General features: G+C 73.0%; 24 protein-coding genes. 11 read left to right on the top strand and 13 right to left on the bottom strand.

What is annotated here, in order from left to right; genetic code table 11:
- A partial coding sequence (locus tag SZ60_RS03665) for an amidase (RefSeq protein ID WP_043593753.1) occupies positions 1 to 521 on the bottom strand: 521 nt, incomplete at its 3' end.
- A 121-nt stretch (positions 522 to 642) separates the two neighbouring features.
- Here SZ60_RS03665 and SZ60_RS03660 point away from each other — a divergent pair.
- Both SZ60_RS03660 and SZ60_RS16295 read left to right on the top strand, forming a co-directional pair.
- Complete coding sequence (locus tag SZ60_RS03660) at positions 643 to 981, top strand: multidrug efflux SMR transporter (RefSeq protein WP_043593751.1); 339 nt, start codon at positions 643 to 645, stop codon at positions 979 to 981.
- 5 nt (positions 982 to 986) lie between these two features.
- Positions 987 to 1,625, top strand: a complete 639-nt coding sequence (locus tag SZ60_RS16295) for a TetR/AcrR family transcriptional regulator (RefSeq protein WP_052505129.1) — start codon at positions 987 to 989, stop codon at positions 1,623 to 1,625.
- A gap of 3 nt (positions 1,626 to 1,628) precedes the next feature.
- Here the strand turns inward: SZ60_RS16295 and SZ60_RS03650 are convergent, their stop codons facing one another.
- The 7 genes from SZ60_RS03650 to SZ60_RS17380 all read right to left on the bottom strand — a co-directional run bounded on the left by SZ60_RS03650 (position 1,629) and on the right by SZ60_RS17380 (position 7,507).
- Positions 1,629 to 2,222 (bottom strand): GNAT family N-acetyltransferase, encoded by a 594-nt coding sequence (locus SZ60_RS03650; RefSeq protein WP_043593749.1) that lies wholly within the window; start codon positions 2,220 to 2,222, stop codon positions 1,629 to 1,631.
- Positions 2,223 to 2,351: 129 nt separating this feature from the next.
- Complete coding sequence (locus tag SZ60_RS03645; protein WP_043593747.1) at positions 2,352 to 3,056, bottom strand: uracil-DNA glycosylase; 705 nt, start codon at positions 3,054 to 3,056, stop codon at positions 2,352 to 2,354.
- The gene (locus SZ60_RS03640; protein WP_043593745.1) at positions 3,053 to 3,796 is read right to left on the bottom strand and encodes a Type 1 glutamine amidotransferase-like domain-containing protein; all 744 of its coding nucleotides are present in this window, start codon (positions 3,794 to 3,796) and stop codon (positions 3,053 to 3,055) included. The genes SZ60_RS03645 and SZ60_RS03640 overlap by 4 nt, the downstream gene beginning before the upstream one ends.
- Positions 3,793 to 4,341, bottom strand: a complete 549-nt coding sequence (locus SZ60_RS03635; protein ID WP_043593743.1) for a phosphoribosyltransferase — start codon at positions 4,339 to 4,341, stop codon at positions 3,793 to 3,795. Before SZ60_RS03635 ends, SZ60_RS03640 begins: the two co-directional genes overlap by 4 nt.
- A gap of 34 nt (positions 4,342 to 4,375) precedes the next feature.
- Entirely contained in the window at positions 4,376 to 5,140 is a 765-nt protein-coding gene (locus tag SZ60_RS03630; RefSeq protein ID WP_043593741.1) for a YqjF family protein, read from the bottom strand.
- 80 nt (positions 5,141 to 5,220) lie between these two features.
- Positions 5,221 to 6,417, bottom strand: a complete 1,197-nt coding sequence (locus SZ60_RS03625; RefSeq protein WP_043593739.1) for an FAD-binding domain-containing protein — start codon at positions 6,415 to 6,417, stop codon at positions 5,221 to 5,223.
- A 127-nt stretch (positions 6,418 to 6,544) separates the two neighbouring features.
- Positions 6,545 to 7,507 (bottom strand): glycosyltransferase family 2 protein, encoded by a 963-nt coding sequence (locus SZ60_RS17380; RefSeq protein ID WP_043593738.1) that lies wholly within the window; start codon positions 7,505 to 7,507, stop codon positions 6,545 to 6,547.
- A gap of 623 nt (positions 7,508 to 8,130) precedes the next feature.
- Between SZ60_RS17380 and SZ60_RS03615 the strand changes: the two genes are divergently transcribed.
- Positions 8,131 to 8,721: a hypothetical protein gene (locus tag SZ60_RS03615; protein WP_043593737.1), complete on the top strand. Its 591-nt coding sequence runs from the start codon at positions 8,131 to 8,133 to the stop codon at positions 8,719 to 8,721.
- Here the strand turns inward: SZ60_RS03615 and SZ60_RS03610 are convergent.
- A complete protein-coding gene (locus SZ60_RS03610; protein WP_043593736.1) occupies positions 8,708 to 9,484 on the bottom strand; it encodes an SDR family oxidoreductase in 777 nt (258 codons plus the stop codon). The genes SZ60_RS03615 and SZ60_RS03610 overlap by 14 nt on opposite strands.
- Before the next feature lie 197 nt (positions 9,485 to 9,681).
- On the opposite strand from SZ60_RS03610, the gene SZ60_RS03605 reads away from it, so the two are divergent.
- The 5 genes from SZ60_RS03605 to SZ60_RS03585 all read left to right on the top strand — a co-directional run bounded on the left by SZ60_RS03605 (position 9,682) and on the right by SZ60_RS03585 (position 15,656).
- Positions 9,682 to 11,013, top strand: a complete 1,332-nt coding sequence (locus tag SZ60_RS03605; RefSeq protein ID WP_043593735.1) for a bifunctional o-acetylhomoserine/o-acetylserine sulfhydrylase — start codon at positions 9,682 to 9,684, stop codon at positions 11,011 to 11,013.
- A gap of 99 nt (positions 11,014 to 11,112) precedes the next feature.
- Positions 11,113 to 12,312 carry a homoserine O-acetyltransferase gene (locus tag SZ60_RS03600; protein WP_043593734.1) on the top strand — a complete coding sequence of 400 codons (1,200 nt, stop codon included), beginning with the start codon at positions 11,113 to 11,115 and terminating at the stop codon, positions 12,310 to 12,312.
- Between the two features lie 175 nt (positions 12,313 to 12,487).
- Positions 12,488 to 13,645: a sensor histidine kinase gene (locus SZ60_RS03595; RefSeq protein WP_043593732.1), complete on the top strand. Its 1,158-nt coding sequence runs from the start codon at positions 12,488 to 12,490 to the stop codon at positions 13,643 to 13,645.
- A complete protein-coding gene (locus SZ60_RS03590; protein ID WP_043593730.1) occupies positions 13,642 to 14,892 on the top strand; it encodes a hypothetical protein in 1,251 nt (416 codons plus the stop codon). The genes SZ60_RS03595 and SZ60_RS03590 overlap by 4 nt, the downstream gene beginning before the upstream one ends.
- 86 nt (positions 14,893 to 14,978) lie before the next feature.
- Positions 14,979 to 15,656 carry a response regulator transcription factor gene (locus SZ60_RS03585; RefSeq protein ID WP_043593728.1) on the top strand — a complete coding sequence of 226 codons (678 nt, stop codon included), beginning with the start codon at positions 14,979 to 14,981 and terminating at the stop codon, positions 15,654 to 15,656.
- A gap of 504 nt (positions 15,657 to 16,160) precedes the next feature.
- Here SZ60_RS03585 and SZ60_RS03580 read toward each other — a convergent pair.
- From SZ60_RS03580 to SZ60_RS03565, 4 genes are all read right to left on the bottom strand, one after another.
- Positions 16,161 to 17,411 carry an MFS transporter gene (locus SZ60_RS03580; RefSeq protein ID WP_043593727.1) on the bottom strand — a complete coding sequence of 417 codons (1,251 nt, stop codon included), beginning with the start codon at positions 17,409 to 17,411 and terminating at the stop codon, positions 16,161 to 16,163.
- 233 nt (positions 17,412 to 17,644) lie between these two features.
- Positions 17,645 to 18,571: a L,D-transpeptidase family protein gene (locus SZ60_RS03575; protein ID WP_043593725.1), complete on the bottom strand. Its 927-nt coding sequence runs from the start codon at positions 18,569 to 18,571 to the stop codon at positions 17,645 to 17,647.
- A gap of 5 nt (positions 18,572 to 18,576) precedes the next feature.
- On the bottom strand, positions 18,577 to 18,945 hold the full coding sequence (locus SZ60_RS03570; RefSeq protein ID WP_043593723.1) for a thiamine-binding protein: 369 nt from the start codon (positions 18,943 to 18,945) through the stop codon (positions 18,577 to 18,579).
- Entirely contained in the window at positions 18,942 to 20,273 is a 1,332-nt protein-coding gene (locus SZ60_RS03565; protein WP_082059841.1) for a glycosyltransferase 87 family protein, read from the bottom strand. Before SZ60_RS03565 ends, SZ60_RS03570 begins: the two co-directional genes overlap by 4 nt.
- A 79-nt stretch (positions 20,274 to 20,352) precedes the next feature.
- On the opposite strand from SZ60_RS03565, the gene SZ60_RS03560 reads away from it, so the two are divergent.
- Genes SZ60_RS03560 through SZ60_RS03550 form a run of 3 tightly spaced genes read left to right on the top strand, consistent with a single transcriptional unit; the run spans position 20,353 to position 22,852 of the window.
- Positions 20,353 to 21,183: a transporter substrate-binding domain-containing protein gene (locus SZ60_RS03560; protein WP_043593721.1), complete on the top strand. Its 831-nt coding sequence runs from the start codon at positions 20,353 to 20,355 to the stop codon at positions 21,181 to 21,183.
- A gap of 29 nt (positions 21,184 to 21,212) precedes the next feature.
- Positions 21,213 to 22,052, top strand: a complete 840-nt coding sequence (locus SZ60_RS03555) for an amino acid ABC transporter permease (RefSeq protein WP_231567041.1) — start codon at positions 21,213 to 21,215, stop codon at positions 22,050 to 22,052.
- Positions 22,049 to 22,852, top strand: a complete 804-nt coding sequence (locus SZ60_RS03550) for an amino acid ABC transporter ATP-binding protein (RefSeq protein ID WP_082059837.1) — start codon at positions 22,049 to 22,051, stop codon at positions 22,850 to 22,852. The genes SZ60_RS03555 and SZ60_RS03550 overlap by 4 nt, the downstream gene beginning before the upstream one ends.
- Positions 22,853 to 22,941: the final 89 nt, after the last annotated feature.

Below are 22,941 nucleotides of genomic sequence, written 5' to 3'. Positions count from 1 at the left end.
CCGCCGTCCGAGCCGGGCGCGAACGGCAGCAGCCCGGCGGCGACGGCGGCCGCGGCCCCACCGCTCGAGCCGCCCGCGCCCGCCTCGAGCGACCACGGGTTGCGCGTCGGAGGACCGACGAGCGTCTCGGTGTACGCGGTCAGCCCGTACTCGGGCGTGGCCGTCTTGCCCACGCTGATCGCGCCGGCCTCGTCGAGCACCTCGGTGATCTCGGACGACGCCTCGGGCACGCGCCCCCTGCTCAGCCGCGATCCCGACCAGGTCGGCACGCCCGCCCGGTCGCTGAGGTCCTTGTCGGCCAGCGGCAGCCCCCAGAGCGGCGCGACCGAGGGCCCGGCGGCGGCCAGGGCGTCGGCCCGCCCGAGGGCGGCCTCGCCGGTCACCGTGACGAACGCGCCGAGGTCGCCGTCGAGGCGGGCGATGCGCTCGAGGTAGTGGGTGGTCAGCTCGCGGGGCGAGACCTCGCCGCGGCGCAGCCAGTCCCACTGCTCGTGGGCGCTCAGGTGGTGGAGTTCGAACACCCGTCGAGCCTAGGCCGCGGCCCCGGGGACGGACGGCTGTTTCTGGTACATTTGTCCCATTCGTGCTCCCTCGGCCGCAGGTCGCCGCCGGGACCGTCGCACGTCTCGACAGGACACCGTCATGGGTTACCTCTTCCTCGCGCTCGCCATCGTCGGCGAGGTCTTCGCCACGAGCTTCCTCAAGGTCACCAGCGGCCCCGACGCCAAGTGGTGGCAGTACGCGGCGGTCGTCGTGGGCTACGTCTTCGCGTTCGCGATGCTCTCGCAGTCGCTGACCAAGGGCGTGCCGCTCGGCATCGCCTACGCGATCTGGGCCGGCGTCGGCGTCGTGCTCGTCGCCCTCATCAGCTGGATCTTCTTCAAGGAGCCCCTGACCCTCGTCCAGCTCGGCGGCATCGTCCTGGTCATCGGCGGCGTCACCATGCTCGAGCTCGGCGGTCGCCACGAGGCCGCGGCCTGACCCCGGTGACCGACACGACGGCGGGTGACGGCCGGGCCCGCGGCGGCTCGGCCCCCGGCCCCGGCAGCCCGTCCGTCGGCCCCGGCGGCCCTTCCGCCAGCCCCGGTGGCCAGGCCCTCACCCCGAAGGGCGAGACCAGGAGGCGCGCGCTGCTCGACGGCGTCCTGGCCGTCCTCGAGGCGGGCGGCCCCTCGGCCGTGACGCACCGGGCGGTCGCCCGCGCCGCCGGCGTCCCGGTCTCGGCGGCCACGTACTACTTCGCCGGACGCGACGACCTGCTGCGCGCGGCGCTGCGCCACGCGACCACCGACTGGGTGCGGTCGTTCGACCGACTCGAGCGCGCCTCCTTGGCCGACCTGGCCGAGACCCTCGTCCGGTACGCGATCACCGAGCGCGGGTCGGCCCGGGCGCAGTACGAGCTGCTCTTCACCGCCATGCGGGACGAGTCGCTGCGCGAGGACGCCGACCTCTGGTACTCGTCGCTCGAGCACGCGCTGAGGCGGGCGGGCGTGCCCACCGAGCGGGTCGACGTCGTGGCCCTGGCGGTCGACGGGTTGATCGTCCGCATGCTCTGGCGCGGCGAGCCCGCCACCGCGGACGCGACCGAACGCGTGTTGCGCGAGATCGTCGGGCCGTCGCTCTGAGGCTCAGCCGCGGCGGCGCTTCTTGAGCGACTTCTGCATCGTGACCGTGCCGAGCCAGCGGCCGAACTTGAAGCCGACCCGGCCCATGCGACCGACCTCGGTGAAGCCGATCCGCTCGTGCAGGCCGATCGACGCCTCGGCGTTCTTGTCGGCGATGACCGCGATCATCTCGCGGATGCCGGCGTCACGACAGGCCTCGACGAGTGCTTCGAGCAGGGCACGACCGAGGCCCTTGCCGGTCGACGCGGCCCGCAGGTAGATCGAGCTCTCGACGGTGTATCGATAGGCCGCCTTGCCACCCCACGGTGTCGCCACCGCGTAGCCGAGGGCCTCGCCGGACGGGTTCACCGCGACGAGGAAGGGCATGCCGAGCTTCGTGACGAAGGCGTACTTGCGACGCCACTCGGCGAGGGTCATGGCGTCCTCGTCGAAGGTGACCGACGAGTTCGCCACGTAGTGGTTGTAGATCTCACGCACGTAGGGCAGGTCGGCGGGCGTCGCGGGGCGGATCTCGAACGAGAACCCGGGCTCGACCGGGACCGGGGGCTGCAGTGCCCGGGGAAGGCGCCGGCGGGGCTGGTATTCCTCTTCGAGCACGGGCCCACTCTGCCACGCCGGACGTCGGCCCGGCGCGGAGGCGGGCGTGTTCGTCGTCGCCGGGCGCTCGGGGCGGCCCGCATCCGACGAACACGCCCGCTTCCGGGTCGGACGCCGACCGGTCACGGCTCAGACGGCCGGCGGCAGCGTCCAGTCGACGGGTTCGCCACCCTGGGCGACGAGCAGCTCGTTCGCCCGGCTGAACGGCCGCGACCCGAAGAACCCGCGCGACGCCGACAGGGGGCTCGGGTGCGGCGACTCGATCGAGGGGACGTCGCCGAGCATCGGCTTGAGCGCCGACGCGTCACGGCCCCACAGGATGGCCACGAGGGGCCCGCCCCGTGCGGCCAGCACCTCGATGGCGCGCTCGGTGACCGGCTCCCAGCCCTTGCCGCGGTGCGACGCCGTCTCGCCCGGACGCACCGTGAGCACCCGGTTGAGCAGCAGCACGCCGTGGCGCGACCACGAGGTCAGGTCACCGTGCTCGACGACGGGCACGCCGAGGTCGTCGTGCAGCTCGCGGTAGATGTTCGCGAGGCTGCGCGGGACCGGTCGGACGTGCGGGTCGACGGCGAACGACAACCCGATCGGGTGGCCGGGCGTCGGGTAGGGGTCCTGACCGACGATCAGGACGCGCACCTCGTCGAGGGGCTGACGGAAGGCGCGCAGCACGTCCGCGCCGGCGGGCAGGTAACCACGCCCCGCCCGAACCTCGGCCCGCAGGTACTCGCCCATGTCGGCGATGCGGTCGGCCACGGGCTCGAGTGCGGTCGCCCACGACGGGTCGATCTGCTCGGAGAGGGGTCGACGGTGGTCGTGCGCCTCGACGGTCACTCGACCCCGAGCGTGCCGACCGAGACGCCGACGATCTCGCCGTCGTCGTCGAGCTGCGGTTCGACCCGCCAGACGCTGCCGGTGCCGAGCACCGCGAGGGCGCCCTCGCCGACGACCAGGGCGGTGTTCTCGTCGATGGCGACGCCGCCGCGGACGAGTCCGGCCTCGGTGGCGGCGATGAGTCGGGTCAGGGTGCCCCACTGGGCGGCGTGCACGTCGATGGCGAGGTCGACGAGGCCGAGTCCGTCGGCGAGGGTCACCTCGTCCAGGTCTTCGGCGGCGTCCTCGGGGCAGACCGGGACGTCGCCGATCAACCAGCCGCCGAGCACGGCACGGTCGGCGGCGATCATCGCACCGGCCGAGAAGCCGAGGTAGGGCAGCCCGTCGGCGACGAGCAGGCGCACCTGGTCGATCAGCGGCGCGACGGCGTCGAGGTAGGCCGGGGTGAGCCCGCCCGCGACGAGCAACCCGTCGACGTCGCTGAGCACGCGGGTGTCGAACTCGTCACCCGCGGCGACGATCGTGGTGAGGGCCTCGCAGCGGCCGCCCGCGGCGAGCATGGCCGGGTAGCCGTCGCGGAACTCGGCGGACGGCGAGTCGTCGGCGACGACGATGAGCACGGCGATGCGCGGCACGCCCCGGCCGACGGCGGCCCCGCGGACGGCGGCCTCGGCCACGAAGAGGTCGTAGAGCTCGGTGTCGTCGGGCGACCAGCCGCCGCCCACCAGGTGGATGCTCACGCGCTCACCCCCGCGCCGACCTCACGCGTGACCGGCGGCTGGGCGCTCCACGGGAAGGTGATCCACTGGTCGGTGCGCTTCCAGACGAAGTCGGGTTCGAGCACGGTGCGGGGCTTGCTGTACAGGCAGACGGTGCGCACCTCGGCGGCCACCTCGGCGAGCAGGTCGCGCACGAGCACGAGGGTGCGCCCCGAGTCGGACACGTCGTCGACGACGAGCACCTTCTTGCCCTCGAGCGACGGGGCGTCGAGGGTCGGGGGCAGCAGGACGGGCTCGGGCAGTCGCTCGTCGACGCCCGTGTAGAACTCGACGTTGATCGAGCCGCACATCTTGGTGTCGAGCGCGTAGGCCACGGCCCCGGCGAGCACGAGCCCCCCGCGGGCGACGGCGACGATCACGTCGGGCGTGAACCCCGCCTGGACGACGTCCGAGGCCAGGTGCCGCGCGGCCTCTCCGAACTCGAGCCAGCCGAGCACCTCCCTCTCGGGAGCCTCGACCTCGGGTCGTGCGGGGGCGGCCTGGCTGTCGTCGGGTGGGGTGACCATGCCGACAACCGTAACGCGCGCAGGCCACCACGCGTCACGCGGGGACCCAGGCACCCCCGGGAGGCGCGAAGACGGTGTCGACGCCATCGGACCAGAGCAGCGAGTCGGGCTCGCGGTCGGTGACGCCCGGCAGGCCGCCGTCGGCCACCAGCTCGTCGTCGAGGTCGACCAGCTCGGCCCGGCGCAGCGACCAGGTGTCGTGCCGGTTCGGCCAGTACCTCGTGCGCCCGCCCCGGGCGACGTGCATGCCCCATCGGGCGGTGAGGAACTCGGCGAGCGGATCACCCTCGACCACCTCGTCGGTGGGTCGGACGGACAGGCGTGACGACGGGTTCGCCCCCGGCCCGAGCCTCGTGCTGCGGTACGTCACGACCCCGTCGGCCCGGGACTCGTGCATGGACGCCCACCGGTACGGCAGGCCGAGGCCCACGTTCGCGGCGAGCACCGACACGAGACGCTGGGCCTCGAGGGTGCGGAACACGACGCCCCGACGGCCCAGGGCGTCGACCGAGTACAACCGCACGTTCGTCTCGAGGAAGTCCCCGGCCCAGGGCACGGCCGGCAGCGGCCCGAAGGCGCTGCCGGTCAGCTTGAACGGGATCAGCCCGACCCAGGTCGATCCGTCGAACACGTCGGGCCGCGTGCCGGGCGGCAGCAACGGTGCGACACGGTCGGGCTCGACCCGCCAGTGCGCGAAGGCCAGACCGCCCCAGTGCTGTCGGATGAACGCGGGGCGGAGCAACGGAGGCGCGGTGCGGGACACCGGATCGGGTTCGGCCCCCGGCGTGGTCTGGTCCATGACCTCCACGGTACGGACGACCGCCTGGACGGTCCACAGCCTCGGACGAGCTGCCGCCCCCAGCCCTCCCCCGAGCCGCCTCAGAGCTGGCGGACGAGCTCGGGGATGCGACCGCGGAACGGGAAGAAGCCCCGGGAGGCGGACGGCCAGGCCTCGCCGTCCCAGCGCCGTCGGACGGTGACGAGCTCCATCCCCTCGACCGACAGGGCAGCACGGAGGGTCTCGAGACGTTCCTGGACCGGACCGACCGGCGCGTACGGCGTCACCACCGTGTCGAGGCCCTCGGACCGTGCCCATTCGACGGCGGTGGCGGGCAGCGCGTCGGACAGCGTCCGGGCGGGCCGACCGCCGGCGTCCGGCGTGCGCGTCGCCGCGTCGTCGACGGCGCCCGTCGTGAAGGCCACGACGGCGGCCGAGGCCCCTTGGGGAGACCGTGACCCGGGGTCGGCGACGACGGCGGTGGCCGACAGCCGGGCGACGAGACCGGGGCGTTCGGCGAGCAGGCTCTCGGGCTCGAGGTCCTCGTCGTGGAGCAGGAGTCCAACCCGGGTGCCCGGGGAACCGACGACGTCGGCGGCCTCGACGGGCGTCCGCGGGGGCAGCGGCTCCTCGTCGAGGGCCCGGGCCGTGGTGGCGAGGCCGGCGGGCGAGAACCGGCCGTCGGTGAAGCGCGAGATGTTCGAGGCCGTCGCCAGGTAGGTCTTGCCGGCGGTCTGCAGGCCGGCGACCCATCGCCACGACAGGGTGTTCGAGGCCGCGTCGCCGTCGAGCAGGTGTCGGTAGAAGAAGTCGGCGCCCAGTTGCCACGGCAGGCCGAGCGTGAAGATCCAGATGCTGGCGAACCACATGCGCGTGTGGTTGTGGAGGTACCCGGTGTCGACGAGCTCACGCACCCAGGCGTCCATCGCGTCGATCCCGGTGCGGCCGGCGACCGCCTCCTCGTACCCCGCGGGGACGCCGGCGTCGACGGCGCGGTCGACGTCCCGGCGGTACCGCCGCCACACCTCGGGGTTCTGCTCGAGCCAGCCCTTCCAGTAGGTGCGCCAGAACACCTCCTGCACGAACTTCTCGGCAGCACCGAGCGTGTGCCGCTCGAGGACCGCGCCGACGACCTCGCGTTCCGTCACGAGGCGGTGGCGCAGGTACGGCGACAGCCCCGAGACGGTGCGCCGCGAGACCCCCAGGTCATGATTGCGATCACGGGCGTAGGCGGAACCGGCGCGGGGCAGGAACTCGTCGAGGGCCTCGAGGCCGGCGACTCTGGTCGGGATGGGCACGCCCCCATCTTGCGACCCCCCGGGCCGTGCCGACCGGCCTCGTCCGTGGGAGGCGTGCGGTGGACGCCGGAGCCGTCGACCCGCCCCGTCCCCGAGGTCGAGGTCGAGGTCGAGGTCCTGGCCCCGGTCAGTGGCGGACGGTGGCCGAGCGCAGCGGTTCGAGCTGGTCGACCGGGAGGCCGATGCGCGTCCCGCGCACCAGACCGAGCACGCGTCCGGTCACGAGACCGATCGACCCGGCTGCCAGCACGGTCGCCCCGCGACGACGGCGCAGGAGCGTCCGCCACGCACCGAGGGCCAGTCGGCCGGCCGTGACACGTCGGTCGGTGTCGGCGTCGCCGTCCCCTCCGACCGCGCGTCGCAGGGCGATCTGGGCGACACCACGGTCGACGGCGGCGCCGACGACGGACCGCCGACTCGTCTCACCGGGACGGACGGTGCGCGAGACGCGGGCCGACGAGGTCGACACGACCCGCGCCTCCGGCTCGTCCGCCGCCAGGCGCAGGCACAGCTCGACGAACTCGGCACCGCGGGGCACGGCGTCTCGGACGTCGACCCCGCTGGCCAGGCCGCCGACCTGCAGGAGGTCCCAGCGGCGGAACGCCACGGTCGCCCCCGCCACGTCGTCGAGCCCCACGAGACCGTCGGGACGCGAGCGGGGCGTGCAGTCGACGGCCCAGAGCAGGTCGTCGGGCAGTGCCGACGCGGCGGCACCGAACCAGGTCGCCTCGGTCCGGCCGACGACGGCGATCACATCGACCTGGTCGAACGGCGCGGCGAGCGCCCGGGCCCAGCCTGCGTGGGCGACGCAGTCCGCGTCGAGGAACGCGACGACGTCGCCTCGCGCCGACTCGATGCCGGTGTCGCGGCTGCCGGCGAGCCCCGGCGTGCGGGTGTTGTCGACCACGACGAGGTCGTCGTAGCGGTGGCGCAGGTGGTCGCGGAGTCGCGGCGCACGGTCGACGACGACGAGGACGTCGTGCACGTCCCCGTCGCGGAGGACGGAGTCGAGCGCTGCGGTCAGACCGTCGAACGGGGTCGACTCGTCGGCGCAGACGACGACGCTGACGCGGGGGGCGGGGCGGTTCACGCGACACCTCCCCGGGGGGAGCGGCAGGTGGACGGGCGGACGGCGGGGAGGGGCGTGCGGACGCGGAGGGTCACGGGGGTTCCTCTGGGGTCGTCGACGGGCGCCGGTCACGCCGCGGGGCGGCGCGTTCGGGTGGCGACCATCGTCGGAGGGTGCGTTCGGGGGACGTCGTCGGGTGGGTGGCCCGGCGTCGTCGGCCGGTGGTCGATTCGGGCGACCGCGGCAGAGGCACGCCCCGGATTCGGGTTCGGAGCATCCTGACCTCGACAACGCTACGGGGCGCCTCCTGGGAAGACGAGGCACGAGGGGGTCCCCCGTTCGAGGGGGCCTCGTCCGGGTGACGTCCGGGTGGGGCCCGACCCGCGTCGGCTCCCCCCGGGTGATGCCCGCCGTCCTGCGCGGTTCCGCGGCCCCCGGGCCACCGGACGGCAGGAGGCGCGGGCACCGTCGGCGAGGTCCGCCCGGTCGTCCGCCGGGCCGTCCCGCGTCGGAACCACCCGCTCGTGACCCGTGTGGTGCGTCGCCCCGACCCCCGTCGCCCGGGCCGACCACTCGGTCGGCAGCCCCCGGCACGCCGGTAAGGTCGGGGCCTCACCCGTCAGACCACGAGAGGACGTCGACCAGTGCCCCACGGACCGGGAACGCGCCGACGCGCCGAACGCACGGCGCTCGAGCGCGCCGTCGACGAGGGCCTGCTGATCGTCCGCTCCGCCCTGGTCGTCGCCGTGACCAACCAGATCATCCGCCGCGCCCTGCAGGAGCGCCTGCCGTTCGACGAGGCCGTCGCGACCCGGGTCACCCGCGACGAGATCGACCGCCTGACCACCGAGCAGGCCGCGGCCGCCGTGCGGGTGCGTCGGCTGCGGCGCATGACCGGCCGGTCGTACGGGCAGTCCCGACACCAGTTCGACTACCGCCCCGAGGACGTCGACGCGCTCAAGCTGCGCGAGGCCGCCTCGAAGGGCGTGGCCCGGGCGCTGGCCTCGCGCCGGGACGACGACGACTTCGTGGCCGAGGTCGTGGCGGCCGCCCGGTCACGTGCCTGGGACGACGTCGGCCAGACCGTCGTGGATCGGCTCGGCTGGGCGGCGCGTCCGGACGACGACTACGACGACGGACGCCACGAGCGGCTGCGCGACCTCGTCGAGGGCGACCTCGCCCGGCTGCGCGCCGCCCGGTCCGCGGACTCCCCCGGCCCGGTCAGTCCTTCTTGACCTTCAGCTCGCCCTTGGCCACGTTGTAGGTCGCCGCTTGTGCCACTGGCTTGATCGTCACCAGGTCGAGGTTGACGTGGGCGGGCAGTTCGACCGAGTGGACGATCGCCTCGGCGACGTCGTCGGCCGTCAGCGGCGCCTCGACGTCGCGGTAGACGGCGTCGGCTCGGTCCTGGTCCCCGCCGAAGCGCACGAGCGAGAACTCCTCGGTGTGCACCATGCCCGGGGCGATCTCGATCACCCGGATCGGCTCCCCCGCGAGCTCGAGCCGCAGCACGGCCACGAGGGCGTGCTCGGCGAACTTCGAGGCGTTGTAGCCGCCGCCGTTCTCGTACGCGACGTGACCGGCGATCGAGGTGACCGTGACGATGTCGGCGCCCCGCGCCTCCTCGGCTCCGCCGCGGAGCGAGGGCAACAGGGCGGTGACCGCCCGCTTGGTGCCGAGCACGTTCACGTCGAACATGCGCTGCCAGTCGTCGATCGAGCCGTTCTCGACGCTGTCGAGACCGAAGGCGCCGCCGGCGTTGTTGACCAGGGCGTGCAACGGCCCGGTCGACTCGACGTGGGCACGCAGGGCGGCCACGTCGTCGTCGCGCGTGAGGTCGGCCCGGAACCAGGTCGCCCCCGTCTCGTCGGCGAGCGCACGGAGGCGCTCCTCGCGCCGGGCGACCGCCAGGACGTCCCAGCCGCGCGAGCGGAACAGCCGCACCGTCGCCGCTCCGATGCCCGAGCTGGCTCCCGTCACCACGACCCGCTTCGTCACGTGTGCCTCCTGTTGCGTCGTTCGTCGTCGTCGCCCGCTGCGGACGCACCCGGCCCACGCTAGCGGCCCCGTTACGTCGCGTGTCCGGCATCGTGGACGGTCGGGGGCCCGGTCCGTACCGTGGCTGTCACCGCAGACCCCGCCGACCACCCGGCGGACGGACCCCACCTCACGCACCCCGACCGCAGGAGCAGACCATGACCGACGCCCAGCCCGCCTGGAAGTTCGAGACGCAGCAGATCCACGCCGGGGCCCAGCCCGACCCGACGACCCACGCCCGTGCCACGCCGATCTACAAGACGACGTCGTACGTCTTCCGGGACGCGCAGCACGCGCAGGACCTCTTCGCCCTGGCCGAGAACGGCAACATCTACTCGCGCATCATGAACCCCACCCACGACGTCGTGGAGAAGCGCATCGCCGCGCTCGAGGGCGGGACGGGTGCCCTGCTGGTGGCGTCGGGCCAGGCCGCGTCGACCTTCGCCGTGCTGAACATCGCCGAGGCGGGCGACCACATCGTGTCGTCGTCGTCGATCTACGGCGGAACCTACAACCTCTTCAAGTACACGCTCGCGAAGCTCGGCATCGAGACGACGTTCGTCGAGAACCAGGACGACGCCGACGAGTGGCGCCGTGCGGTGCGGCCGAACACGAAGCTGTTCTTCGCCGAGACCATCGGCAACCCGAAGATCAACATCCTCGACCTCGAGAAGGTGTCGGGCGTCGCGCACGCCGAGGGCGTGCCGCTGATCGTCGACAACACCATCGCGACGCCGTACCTGATCCGGCCGCTCGAGCACGGCGCCGACATCGTCGTGCACTCCGCGACGAAGTTCCTCGGCGGACACGGCACGGTCATCGGCGGCTTCATCGTCGACGGCGGCACGTTCCCGTGGTCGGCAAACGCGGAGCGCTTCCCCGGCCTCACGCAGCCCGACCCGTCGTACCACGGAGCCGTCTACACGCAGGCCGTCGGCGACGCGCTCGCGTACGTGATCAAGGCACGGGTGCAGCTCCTGCGCGACCTGGGCGCCTCGAACAGCCCCGACACGGCGTTCTCGCTGATCCAGGGCATCGAGACGCTCAGCCTGCGCATCGAGCGGCACGTCCAGAACGCCCAGGAGATCGCCGAGTGGCTCGACTCGCGTGACGACGTGGCCGCGGTGTACTACGCGGGTCTGCCCACCAGCCCGTGGTACGCGGCGGCCAACAAGTACGCCCCCAGGGGCGTCGGCGCCGTGCTGTCGTTCGAGCTGAAGGGCGGGGTCGACGCCGGACGCGCCCTCGTCGACGGGCTCGAGTTGTTCAGCCACCTCGCGAACATCGGCGACGTGCGGAGCCTCGTCATCCACCCCGCGTCGACGACCCACTCGCAGCTCACCCCCGAGCAGCAGCTGACGACCGGCGTGACCCCGGGGCTCGTCCGCCTCTCGGTCGGCCTCGAGAACGTGGACGACCTGAAGGCCGACCTCGACGCCGGCTTCGCGGCGGCGCGCGCCGTCACCCGGGAGGCGCTCCGCAGCAGCTAGGACGACGACGAGGCCGCGCGGGACGCGGCAGCCCCGAGGAGGCGCGGTGCGCGTAACAAACGCACCGCGCCTCCTCGGCTCGTCCAGGATGGACGTCACATGGACTGGCAGAGCACACCCGAGGACACCGTCCCGTCGAGCGTCATCAGCGAGCGCACGCGCCTGGCGATGCTCGGCCGCCCACCGGTCACCGGCGCCTGGCGCGACGGGGACGATCCCGGGGCCCGGCTCTTCGAAGCGTTGGACGACCTCGAGCTCGAGAGCGGCGTCACGCTGCCCCGCCCACGGATCGCCTACGAGACCTGGGGCGAGCTGGACGCCGACCGCGGCAACGCCGTGCTGGTCTCGCACGCCCTGACGGGAGACAGCCACGTCGTCGGAGCGGCCGGCCCCGGCCATCCCACGGCCGGCTGGTGGAACGGCGTCGTCGGCCCCGGGCTCGCGATCGACACCGACCGCTGGTTCGTCGTCGCACCGAACGTGCTCGGGGGCTGCCAGGGCAGCACCGGCCCCTCGTCGTTCGCGCCGGACGCCGTCGAGTGGGGGTCGAGGTTCCCCCACCTGACGATCCGCGACCAGGTCGCCGCCCAGGCGGCACTGGCCGACCGCCTCGTCATCGAGCGGTGGGCCGCGGTCGTGGGCGGGTCGATGGGCGGCATGCACGCCCTCGAGTGGGCCGTCACGCACCCGGCGCGCGTCGACCGGCTCGCCGTGCTGGCCGCGCCGCCGGTCGTGAGCGCCGACCAGATCGCCCTGAACACGGTGCAGTACGAGGCGATCCGGATGGACGCCGCCTTCGACGGCGGGGACTACTACGACTCCGTGGACGGCCCGTACCGAGGCCTCGCGCTCGCCCGGCGGATGGCCCTGCTCAACTACCGCTCGCCCGACGAGCTGAACGCCCGGTTCGGTCGCAGCTGGCAGAGCGAGATCTCGCCGCTCGGCGGCCCGGGGCGGTTCCAGGTCGAGAGCTACCTCGACTTCCACGGCAACAAGTTCACCCGGCGCTTCGACGCGGGCAGCTACGTGACCCTGCTGGGCGCGATGAACTCGCACGACGTCGGGCGCGACCGTGGTGGCGTGGCGGCGGCCCTGAACCGCATCACGGCCCGGACGCTCGTGCTCGGCGTCGACAGCGACCGGCTCTTCCCCGTGTCCGACCAGCGGGTGATCGCACGACACCTGCGGCACGGGCTGGACGGCGACGACGTGGCCGTGGTCGAGAGCCCCTACGGACACGACGGATTCCTCATCGAGGGCGACGCGGTGGGCGCCCAGTTGCGTCGCCTGCTCGCCTGACCCCAGTTCGGTGGACACCGCGGGGTACAGTTCGGCGTCGCGACCGGATCGTTACCTCGGCAGTCGGCGATTCGGGCCCCGCACGACCCCCTGAGAAGGGGCTGGGTGTGAAAACATGAGGAGTCACCAGCCACCCGGCAGCCGTGACGCCACCGTCGGAAGCCACTCACGAATCATGGACATCTTCGCCCAAGAGCGCGATCGTCTGCTCAGCAGCACGACCAGCACCCTGGGGCTCGCCTGCGCGGCGGTCTCGATCGTGGCCCTGGCGATCCCCGGCGTGACCGACCCCCTGCACCTCGCGGCCATCGCCCCGCTCGTCGCGCTGCTCGTCGTGTCGCTGCTCTTCGTCACCGGGCCGCGCGCCCGCGTCTGGGTCCCGGTCGGACTGGCCTCGGGCATCGCGGCGACCGTGGTGGCGCTGCTGCCCGCCGGCGGGCCCGACGACGGCCCGCTCGCCACCGCGATCATCCCCCTGGCCGGCGGTGCGACCGCCGCCTTCAGCCTGATGCTCTCGTCCAGCCGACCGCGGTTGACCACGGCGATCGTGGCCTTCGTCGTCGAGCTGGCCCTGGTGGCCCTGGCCACCGGCTCGCTCCTCACCTTCCCGGTGGCCGCCGTGTTGCTCGGCTGGGTCTCCTGCTTCGTCACGGGCCTCTGGCTCGGGCGCGCCGTGCCCCTGGCGGCCCGCCGCATCTACAGCATCGGCAACGCCCACCGGGCCGAACGCCAGGCCAGCGAGACCGAGGCGCAACGACGACAGGGCGCACGCCTGCTGCACGACACGGTGCTGGCCACGTTGACCCTGCTCGCCCACTCGGGCTTCGGCGTCACGCCCCAGGCCCTGCAGGACCAGGCCGCCGAGGACGCCCGCCTGCTGCGCCACCTGCGTCTCGGCGGCACACCCCAACCGCAGGCCTCGGGCGACTACAGCCTCGAGACCGTCGAGGAGTCCCCGCTCGGCCAGACACTCGAGTCGGTCAAGCAGCGCTTCGGCCGCATGGGTCTCGAGGTGAGCTGGCACGGCACCGGTCAGGTGCTGCTGCCCACGCACGTGCTCGACGCCTTCCTGCTGGCCCTCGCCGAGTGCCTCGAGAACGTTCGTCGTCACGCCGGGGTGACCGAGGCCCACGTCACGATCATCCACGACGACTCGATGGTGCGCGCGATGGTCACCGACGCCGGTGTCGGCTTCGACCTCGCGGGCATCAGCGAAGAACGCCTGGGGTTCAAGGAGTCCGTCGTCGGCCGGCTGCACGAGGTCGGCGGCAGCGCCCGCCTCTTCTCGTCCCCCGGCTCGGGCACCACCGTCGTCCTGGAGGCCCCACGATGAGCATCGACGAGAACACCCTCGGAGTCGTCCGGGGCCGCCGAGCCGCCCGCGGCCTGCCGATCAGTTCGACCGGCGCACGCTCGCTGCGCCAGGCGCGAGCGGCCGGCGCGACCCTCGGCACCGGCTACCTCGGCGTCGGCGCAGCCGTCGTCGCCGCACTCCAGGCCGTCTACGGCCTCGCCTTCTTCCTCAGTCACCTGTCGGCCTATCCCGACGTGGCCCCCGTCCTGATCTCGTGGTTGCTGTACGTGGCGACCTTCATCGGCACGGCCGTGCTCGTGACCGTGCGGGGCGAGAGACTCACCACGGGGGTGTTCGCGGTGATCGGGGTCGTCCTGGCCGTCGTCGTCGCGCTCGACTTCGTCGCCATCTGGCCCCTGCACGACGTGGGCGCCTACGCCACCTCGAGCGTGGCCGTCGGCTTCGGCCTGCTGCCGATCGTCACCCTGAGGCCCGTGCGCGAGGTCGTCATCGCCACCGCCCTGCTGTTCGTGGCGCTCGTCGTCATGGTGGCGCTCTCGACCCCCGTGACCAGCGACTCGGGCCCGCAGCAGATCACCGTCGTGGCCCTGGCCGTCCTGCCGAGCGCCATCGCCACCTTCGCGGTCCACCGGTTCCGTCGCATGGTGCAGGTCGAGCTCGACCGGGTGCTCGTGCAGAGCAACGTGTCGCAACCCCGCTTCGCGGTGGGCATGCTCGCGAGCGACGAACTGGCGCGACTCGACCTCGCGGCCGAGAAGCTGCTCGACGGCGTCGCCAACGGCGACGTGCCGCTGCCCCTATCGCCCAAGGTCGCCTCGCAGGCCGCGTCGCTCGCCACCGAACTCCGCCTGCACCTCATCGAGGGGCGGCGCGAGACCTGGCTGCACCACGCGGTCACCGAGTCCGAGTACCTCGGCCGGTCGGTCACGCTGGTCGACCCGTCGTCGCTGGCCGGCCTCCTCGCCCCGGCACAGCGCGACGGCTTGCTGCAGGGCGTCTGGCTGCTGCTCGGCGACTCGAAGAGCCGCGCACCGGGCACGACCATCCAGCTGGCCCTCGGCCCGGTGACCGCCGCGTCCCAGTCGTTCGCCGGTCGCAGCGTCTGCGTACCCGTCGTGATCTCGACGACGGGCATCCGCCGCAACCGCGTCACGCCCGCCACCTGGAACGCCCTCGAGCGCGCCGGCGAGTACGTGGTGTCGTCCCACGAATCGAGCGTCAAGATCTCGGTCAGCTGCATCGTCGACAACCCCGCCGAGGCCTGAGCCGCCGAGCACCCCGCGTGGTCCGGCCCGATCACCACCCCCGCCCGTAGCATGAACTCCACACCGTCCTGAAAGAAGGTCCCGACGTGTCAGACCACGACGACCGCATCCGCCTCGCCCTCGTAGACGATCACAAGATGCTCCTGGGCGCCCTCAGCGAGTGGATCCGTGGTGCCGCGAGCGACATCTCGATGGTCGCCGCGGTCGCGTCCTGGCCCGAGCTGCTCACGCACCCCGAGTTCCCCGTCGACGTCGTGCTGCTCGACCTCGACCTCAAGGACAACATCCCGATCTCGCTCAAGATCAACACGCTCAAGACGACGGGCGTCAAGACCGTCCTGATGAGCACCTACTCCGAGCCCAACGTGGTGCGCGAGGCCCTCGCCGCCGGCGCCCTGGGCTACCTCGTCAAGAGCGAGGACGCCGAGATGATCGTCGAGGCGATCCGCTCGGCCGCCAAGGGCGAGTCGTACATCTCGGCCGAACTCGACCTGGCCCTGAACGCCGCCGAGGTCGGCGGCGTGCCGAAGCTCAGCGCACAAGAACGCCGGGTCATGGCGCTCTACGGCGGTGGCGAGCCGGTCAAGGCCGTCGCCTACCAGTTGGGCATCAGCGAAGAGACCGCGAAGAGCTACCTGAAGCGCATCCGCGAGAAGTACCGCGTGGCCGGCTACGACGTGGGCACCAAGGTCGCCCTGCGGAAGCGCGCCATCCAGGACGGCATCCTGCTGCAGACCGACACGCCGGCCCAGACCAGCTTCTGACGCCCGGCGTCACCCCGGAGCACGGCCCGGCCCCCTCGTGGGCCGGGCCGTTCGTCGTGTGCGCGACCCGCGCCTCCTGACCCGCCGCTCCCCCGCGACGCCGCCCTGCCCCCGCCCCGCCCTGCCCTGTCCTGCCCTGCCCTGCCCTGCCCTGCCCTGCCCTGTGCAAATCGCGCCAAGCCAGCGCCCGACACGGGGTGGATCCAGGACTTGAGCGGCGTGTCGAACACGTTCTGTCGGGTTCGGCACGCCTGACGGCCCGAAACGAGTCGGGTAAGGCACGCCCGACGGTCCGAGACAAGTCACGTTAGGCACGCCCGACGGCCCGAGACCAGTCGGGTTCGGCACGGCCGAATGAACGAGACGAGTCGGGATCGGCACGCCTGAGGGCGCGATCGGGTTCGGCACGACGACGGGGACGTCGGTCGTGCAGCGACCGGCAATCCGCTCCCGCAGGCGGTCGCGCACGACCTCAGGAGGCGCGGGCCGGCGCCCCGAGGACGCCTACGCCGAGACCGACTCGCGTTCGGCGGCCGTGGCCCGGGCCCCACCGCGTCGGTCGTCGACCCGCTGCATGCCGAAGCTGATCATGGTGAGGACGACTCCGGCGAGGGCGAGCACGACGCCGACCCAGCCGGGCGCCGAGAAACCGAGGCCGGCCGCGATGACCGCGCCGCCCAGGTACGCGCCGAAGCTGTTGCCGAGGTTCATGGCCGAATGGTTCAGGGCGGCGCCGATGACCTGGCTCTCGCCCGCGACCTCCATCAGGCGGGACTGCACCGACGGGCCGACGCTCGAGCCGACGAGGCCGACGAAGAACGTGCTGACGAAGATGCCGACGATCGAGCTCGAGGTGAGCGCGTAGGCCGAGAGGGCCGCGATGAGGCCGACGAAGCCGAGGTACATGGCGAGCTTGAGCGAGCGGTCGGCGAGCCAGCCGCCGAGCAGGTTGCCGATGGTCATGCCGACGCCGACCGTCACGAGCACCCAGGGCACGATGCCCTGGGAGACGCCCGCTCCCTCGGTGACGGCGTTGGCGATGTAGCTGTAGACGGCGAAGAAGCCGCCGAAGCCGATGGCCCCGATGCCCATCACGAGCCACACCTGGGGCTGCTTGAACGCCCGCAGCTCGCGCTTCATCGAGGCGGACGCGTCGCCGTCCTGGTGCGGCACGGCGAAGGCGACGGCGACGAAGGTCAGCGCGAAGATGAGGGCGACCGCGAGGTAGGCCACCCGCCAGCCCGACTGCTGACCGAGCCAGGTGATCGAGGGCACGCCGACGACGTTCGCGATCGTCAGGCCACTGAGCACGAGTGCGACGCCCTTGCCTCGGTTGCCGGGGCCCATGATCGACGCGGCGACGATGGACGCGATGCCGAAGTAGGCGCCGTGCGGCAGGCCCGCGGCGAAGCGGGCGGCGAGCACCCAACCGAACGACGGCAGCAGGGCCGAGGCGATGGTGCCGACCGTGAAGGCGGCGAGCAGCGCGAGCAGCAGCTTCTTCTTCGGGAAGTGCGACGACATCGCGGCGATGGTCGGGGCCCCCACGACGACGCCGAGGGCATAGGCGCTGATCAACCAGCCGGCCTGGGCGATGCCGGCGTCCGCCGACCGCGAGTAGAGGTCGGGGAGCAGGTCGCCCGCCATGTTCGGCAACAGGCCCATGGCGACGAATTCGGTCGAGCCGATGCCGAAACCACCCAGGGCGAGGGCGATCAGGGCGGCCGTGCGACGACGGCGGGAGAGGTGGGTCACGAGCGAGGGCCTTCGAGTTCGAGGGGTGTCAGCGAGGGAGCCTGCCACGGCTCGCCGTCGAGCTGGGAGGGGCGCGGGCCCGAGGGCGGCGTCGACACCCGGCAGGTGCTCGACGTCGGGTCGTATCGATTCGACCGCGCGATGCGAAGACGAGTCTACGACCCCGGCGGCGCGCGGCACCAGTGTCTCGGGCGCCCGATCGGAGTCGGGGACCCGATCGGTGTGCGACGAGGTCAGGTGAAGGTGATCGCGGTGCCGACCGGCAGGGCGGCCAGCGCAGCGGTCATCGCCGCCGACGCCCGCACGCACCCGTGCGACGCCCCGGTCGGGTCGGGATAGAAGTGGATCGCCGTGAGGGCGGAGTTGCCGCCGTACTCGGGCAGGAGCGACGAGTGGGCCCCGGTGAGGGCGATGGGGTTGCCCTGCGTGTACCCGATCGAGCGGTCGACGTAGTTCGCCTGCATGTAGGTCGCCGTCGCCGACGGGGTCGGGTCGTCCGGCGTGCCGAGTCGGACGGCCTCGGAGGCGGACGCCACCCCGTCCGGCCCGACGATCGAGAGGGTGGACGCCGCGGTGTCGACCACGACGCTCGACGCCGCGCCCACCACCGACACGTCGGCGGCGCGCACCCACCCGAAGGTCGCACTCGGCGCCGCCGGCACGCCTCCGTCACCGGGCGTCGCGTTGCGGGACGGTGTCGAGACGAGCAGCATGCCGCCGTCGGCACCCTCGCGGGAGCCCCAGACCGCCGTCGCCGCGGGAAGGTTCAGGGTCGGCACCGTCGAGGAGAGCGTGGCGACCGGCACGGCGTCGGCCGCAGCGCTCGCGTACAGCGCGACGAGCGGCGCGGTCGGCGTGGCCACCGCCCAGGCGTTCTCGGGCGTGACGTCGGCACCGCCGAGGAGCGCGGGGATGACGGCGTCGTAGAACGCCAGCGGCAGACCCGCGAGGGCCTCGGGCGACGGAGGCGCGGGGACGGCCTCGGGCGTCGGCGTCGGTGTCGGGGTGGGTGCGGCCGCGACGGTCGGGCTCACGCTCGTCGACGACGCGGACGGCTCGCCCTGGGACACACCGACGCCGATCGCGACGGCGGCCACCAGCACCACGGTGACGCCGCCGGCCAGGAGGGCGGTCCCGCGGCGGCTCGGTCGCCTCGGCACCAGGCCTACGCCCCGGGGGCGGCCGCGACCGGCGAGGCCGCGTGATCCGTGGTGCCGAGCGCCGCCTCGAGCCGCTCGACCTTGCCGGTCAGCTCGCCGGTGCGCCCCGGTCGGATGTCGGCCTTGAGCACGAGCGAGACGCGCGAGCCGAAAGCCCCCACGGCCTCGGTGGCGGCCTTGACGACGGCCATGACCTCGTCCCACTCGCCTTCGATCTCGGTGAACATCGACGAGGTGTGGTTCGGCAGGCCGGAGGCCCGCACGACCGCGACGGCGGCCGCTACGGCCGAGTGGACCGAGTCGGGCTCGGAGCCGGCGGACGGCCCGCCCTCGGGGGCGGCACCACTGGGCGAGACGGAGAACGCGACGATCATGCGTCCATCCTCGCGTGTGCCGGACGCACGCGCCAGAGCGTGACGACGGTCCACGCCAACAGACCCAGCTCGAGCACGGCCCGCACGGTGACCACGGCCACCAGGTCGGTTCGCGCGGCGAGCAGGGCGTCGTACTCGAGCGGGTAGACCACCTGCGTCAGCCCCGCCACGACCACGGCCAGCACCGCCGGCACGGCGAACCGCGGCCCGCCCGACCGCGCGAGCACGAGCCCGACGACGACGGGCGCCGCCAGCCACGCCACGAACTGCGGCGAGCCGACCTTGTTGGTCACGATCAGGGCGACGACGACGGCCAGCGACAGCGGACCCAGGAGGCGCGTGGCCGTCACCCCGCGGCGCACCGCCCGCAGCCCCAGCAGCACGACGCCCAGCACGACCGCGGCCATCACGAGGCTCATCGCCTTCGCGGCGAACCCGACCCCGTCACCGGCGATCTGGTAGGTGAGGATCTCACGGTCGTAGTAGACGAAGGTGCCGGGGACCCCGGCGGCGGCGCGCCAGAGCCAGAGCACCGCCGCAGGCGACTCGACCTGCAGACCGCGGCCGGCCTGTTGACCGACGAAGCCCACCACGTTCCATCCGCTGCCGAGCACGAGCGAGATCGAGACCACGACCGCGCTCGTCACCGCCGCGGCCACGACGACCTCGACCCGGCGACGCACCGCGAGGACGGCGACCACCACGAGGGCGGCGGGCCAGACCTTGACCCAGGCCGCGATCGTGAGCAGGGCGGACGCGAGCGAGGGCCTGGTCGAGACGAGGAGCAGGCCCACCAGGCCGATCGCGACCGTCACGGCGTCGATGCGACCGAGGGAGATCGGCCCGAGGGCGACGAGGAACCCCAGCCACCACCAGGCGGCGACCACGGAGCCGGCGCGCCGCCGCGCCACGAGCACGACGAAGGCCGCGGCGTTCAGGAGCGACACGAGCACGAGCCACACCGCCCCGTAGCCCGAGTCGCCACCGAGCCGGGCGACCAGCATCGGCACCGCGGCGAGCAGCGGGTAGACCCACGGTCGGTCGACGCCCACCCAGTCGCCGCCCCCGATGCCCTGCTGCATCCAGGTGCGGTAGACGACGTCGACGTCGCCCAGGGTGCGGTTGCCGCCGACGAGGTTCAGCCGGACGAGCCAGGCGTGCACGAGCACGAAGGCGATGCCGAGCACGACGGGTGACGCCGCGAGCGACCTCGCCCGCTCGACGAACGCGGTGCGACCGTCGACCACGGGCCGGGTGCCCGACGACCGCGCGTCACGGACGGCGGGCGCACCGGGGTCGGCCGACGCGGAGGGCACGGGGGTCGGCATGCCCACAGGCTAGCCGTCGGTCCCGACACCGGGCGTCATGCGTCGGCCGAGGTCGGCGGTCGCCGCTACGATCCCACTCATGCGCAGACCCGCCTCCCTCCGACTCGTCGCGACCGCCGCCGCCCTCGTGCTGGCCGGGTCGCTCGCCGCCTGCTCGTCCGACGGGGGCTCGGGTGACGGCGCCGCGGCCGTCGGCCCTGTCACCGAGGGCGAGCTCACCGTCGCCACGGGTGAGCCGGCCTACGGCCCGTGGGTCGAGGACGACGACCCGACCTCGGGCAAGGGCTACGAGGCCGCCGTCGCCTACGCGGTCGCCGAGAAGCTCGGCTACGACGACTCCGACGTCGTCTGGGTGCGCACCACGTTCGACGAGGCCATCGCGCCGGGGCCGAAGACCTTCGACCTCAACCTGCAGCAGTTCTCGATCACCGACCAGCGCAAGAAGGCCGTCGACTTCTCGCCCGCCTACTACGAGACGCGCCAGGCGGTCGTGACCCTGCCCGGCACCGCCGCGGCCGACGCCACCTCCATCGCCGACCTGAAGGGCCTCGCGATCGGGGCCCAGAGCGGCACGACGAGCTTCACCGCCGCCGAGAACGCCATCGACCCCGACGGCGGAGTGCAGGCCTACAACTCGAACGACGACGCCAAGGCGGCGCTCGAGGCCGGTCAGGTCGACGCCATCGTCCTCGACGTCCCGACCGCCACCTACTTCGTCGAGGGCGGCGTCGTGTTGGGTCAGCTGCCCGCGACCGACGGGGCGAGCGACCAGCTCGGCATCGTCCTTCCGCTCGGCAGCTCGCTGACCGCCGACGTCACGAAGGCCGTCGACGACCTCCGGGCCGACGGCACCCTCGCCGAGCTGCAGCAGCAGTGGCTCGCCGACTACGACGTGAAAGAGCTGTCGTAGCGCCTCGCACGGTCGCGGCCGACCCGGTGGTGGTCAGCGACCTCGAACTCGACCGACGCGCGTTCCGGCGACGGCAGTCGACCCGCTCCGTCGTGATCGCGGCCGTCAGCACGGTCGCCTTCGCCGCCCTCGCCTGGTGGGCGGTCACCAGCACGCCCGGCTGGTCCCGCGTCCAGTTCAGCTTCCTCGACGGGGCGACCTTCGCCTCGGCCTGGCCCCGCGTCGTCGAGGGCCTCTGGTTGAACGTACGGGTCCTGCTGGTCGCGGCCGTCGGCGTCGCCGTCGTCAGCACCGTCCTGTCCGCGCTGCGCACCCTCAGGGGGCCGGTGTTCTTCCCTGTCCGGGCACTCGTGCGGGGCTACACCGACCTGTTCCGTGGCATGCCGCTGATCATCGTGCTCTACCTCGTGGGCTTCGGCGTGCCGGGCCTCGGCCTCGGCATCCCACGCCTGCCCGCCGAGTTCTGGGGCACCATCGCGCTGATCCTCACCTACTCGGCCTACGTGTCCGAGGTCATCCGCGCCGGCATCGACGCCGTCCACCCGTCGCAGCGCCTCGCGGCACGGTCCCTCGGTCTCAGCCACGCCAAGACCCTGCGCCTCGTCGTGTTCCCGCAGGCTCTGCGGAAGGTGACGCCCGCCCTCATGAACGACTTCGTCTCGATGCAGAAAGACGTCGGGCTCATCTCGGTGCTCGGGGCCGTCGACGCCGTCCGCGCCGCGCAGATCGAGACGGCGACCGCGGCGAACTTCACGCCCTACGTGCTCGCGGGGCTGCTCTTCGTGCTGCTCGCCCTGCCCACCATCTGGCTGACCGACTGGCTGTCGGCGCGCCTCCGTCGTCGCGAACAGGCGGGCAGCGTCGTATGAGCACCCCCACCCCCGAGCCCACCGCAGGAGGCGCGGTGCCCGTCACCCCCGACGCTCACCGCACCGAGACGGTGCTGCGCCTCGAAGGCGTCCGCAAGTCGTTCGGCGACACGGTCGTGCTCGACGGCATCGACCTCGACGTCGCGCGAGACGAGGTCGTGGCGCTGATCGGGGCCAGCGGCTCGGGCAAGTCGACCCTGCTGCGCACCGTGAACCTGCTCGAACAGATCGACGACGGCCGCATCGTGCTCGGTGACGACGACATCACCGACCCCCGGGTGCGCGTCGACGCCGTCCGTGCCCGGATCGGCGTCGTCTTCCAGCACTTCAACCTCTTCCCGCACCTGACCGTGCTCGACAACGTCGCGCTCGCCAGTCGCCACGTGCTGCGCCAGCCCAAGGCCGCCGCGAACGAGCGCGCCCTCGAGGTCCTCACGCGCGTGGGCCTCGGCGACAGGGCCGGCGCGTACCCCGACCGCCTCTCGGGCGGTCAGCAGCAGCGGGTCGCCATCGCCCGGGCCCTGGCCCCGCGCCCCGCCGTGCTGCTGCTCGACGAGATCACGAGTGCGCTCGACCCCGAGCTGGTGGGCGAGGTGCTCGACCTCGTGCGCACGCTGAAAGAGGTCGGCACGACGATCCTCATGGCGACGCACGAGATGGCCTTCGCCCGCGACGTCGCCGACCGGGTCGTCTTCCTCGACCGGGGCCGCATCGCCGAGCAGGGCCCGCCCGCCCAGCTGTTCACGGCGCCGCGCGAGGCCCGCACCCGCGAGTTCCTCACCCGCTTCACCGCGCCCTGACGCCCACCGTCTTCACCCGCGCCTCCCAGGTTCTTGCAAAAGAGGCACGCCACCATCGGAGCCAGCCCCGTGGACTCGCCGCGCGTCAC

It is taken from the genome of Frigoribacterium sp. MEB024 (genome assembly GCF_000878135.1).
In the GTDB taxonomy this organism is placed as follows: Bacteria; Actinomycetota; Actinomycetes; order Actinomycetales; family Microbacteriaceae; genus Frigoribacterium.
The sequence above is the reverse complement of the archived record's forward strand: the minus strand, read 5'-3'. Positions and strand labels throughout refer to the sequence as shown.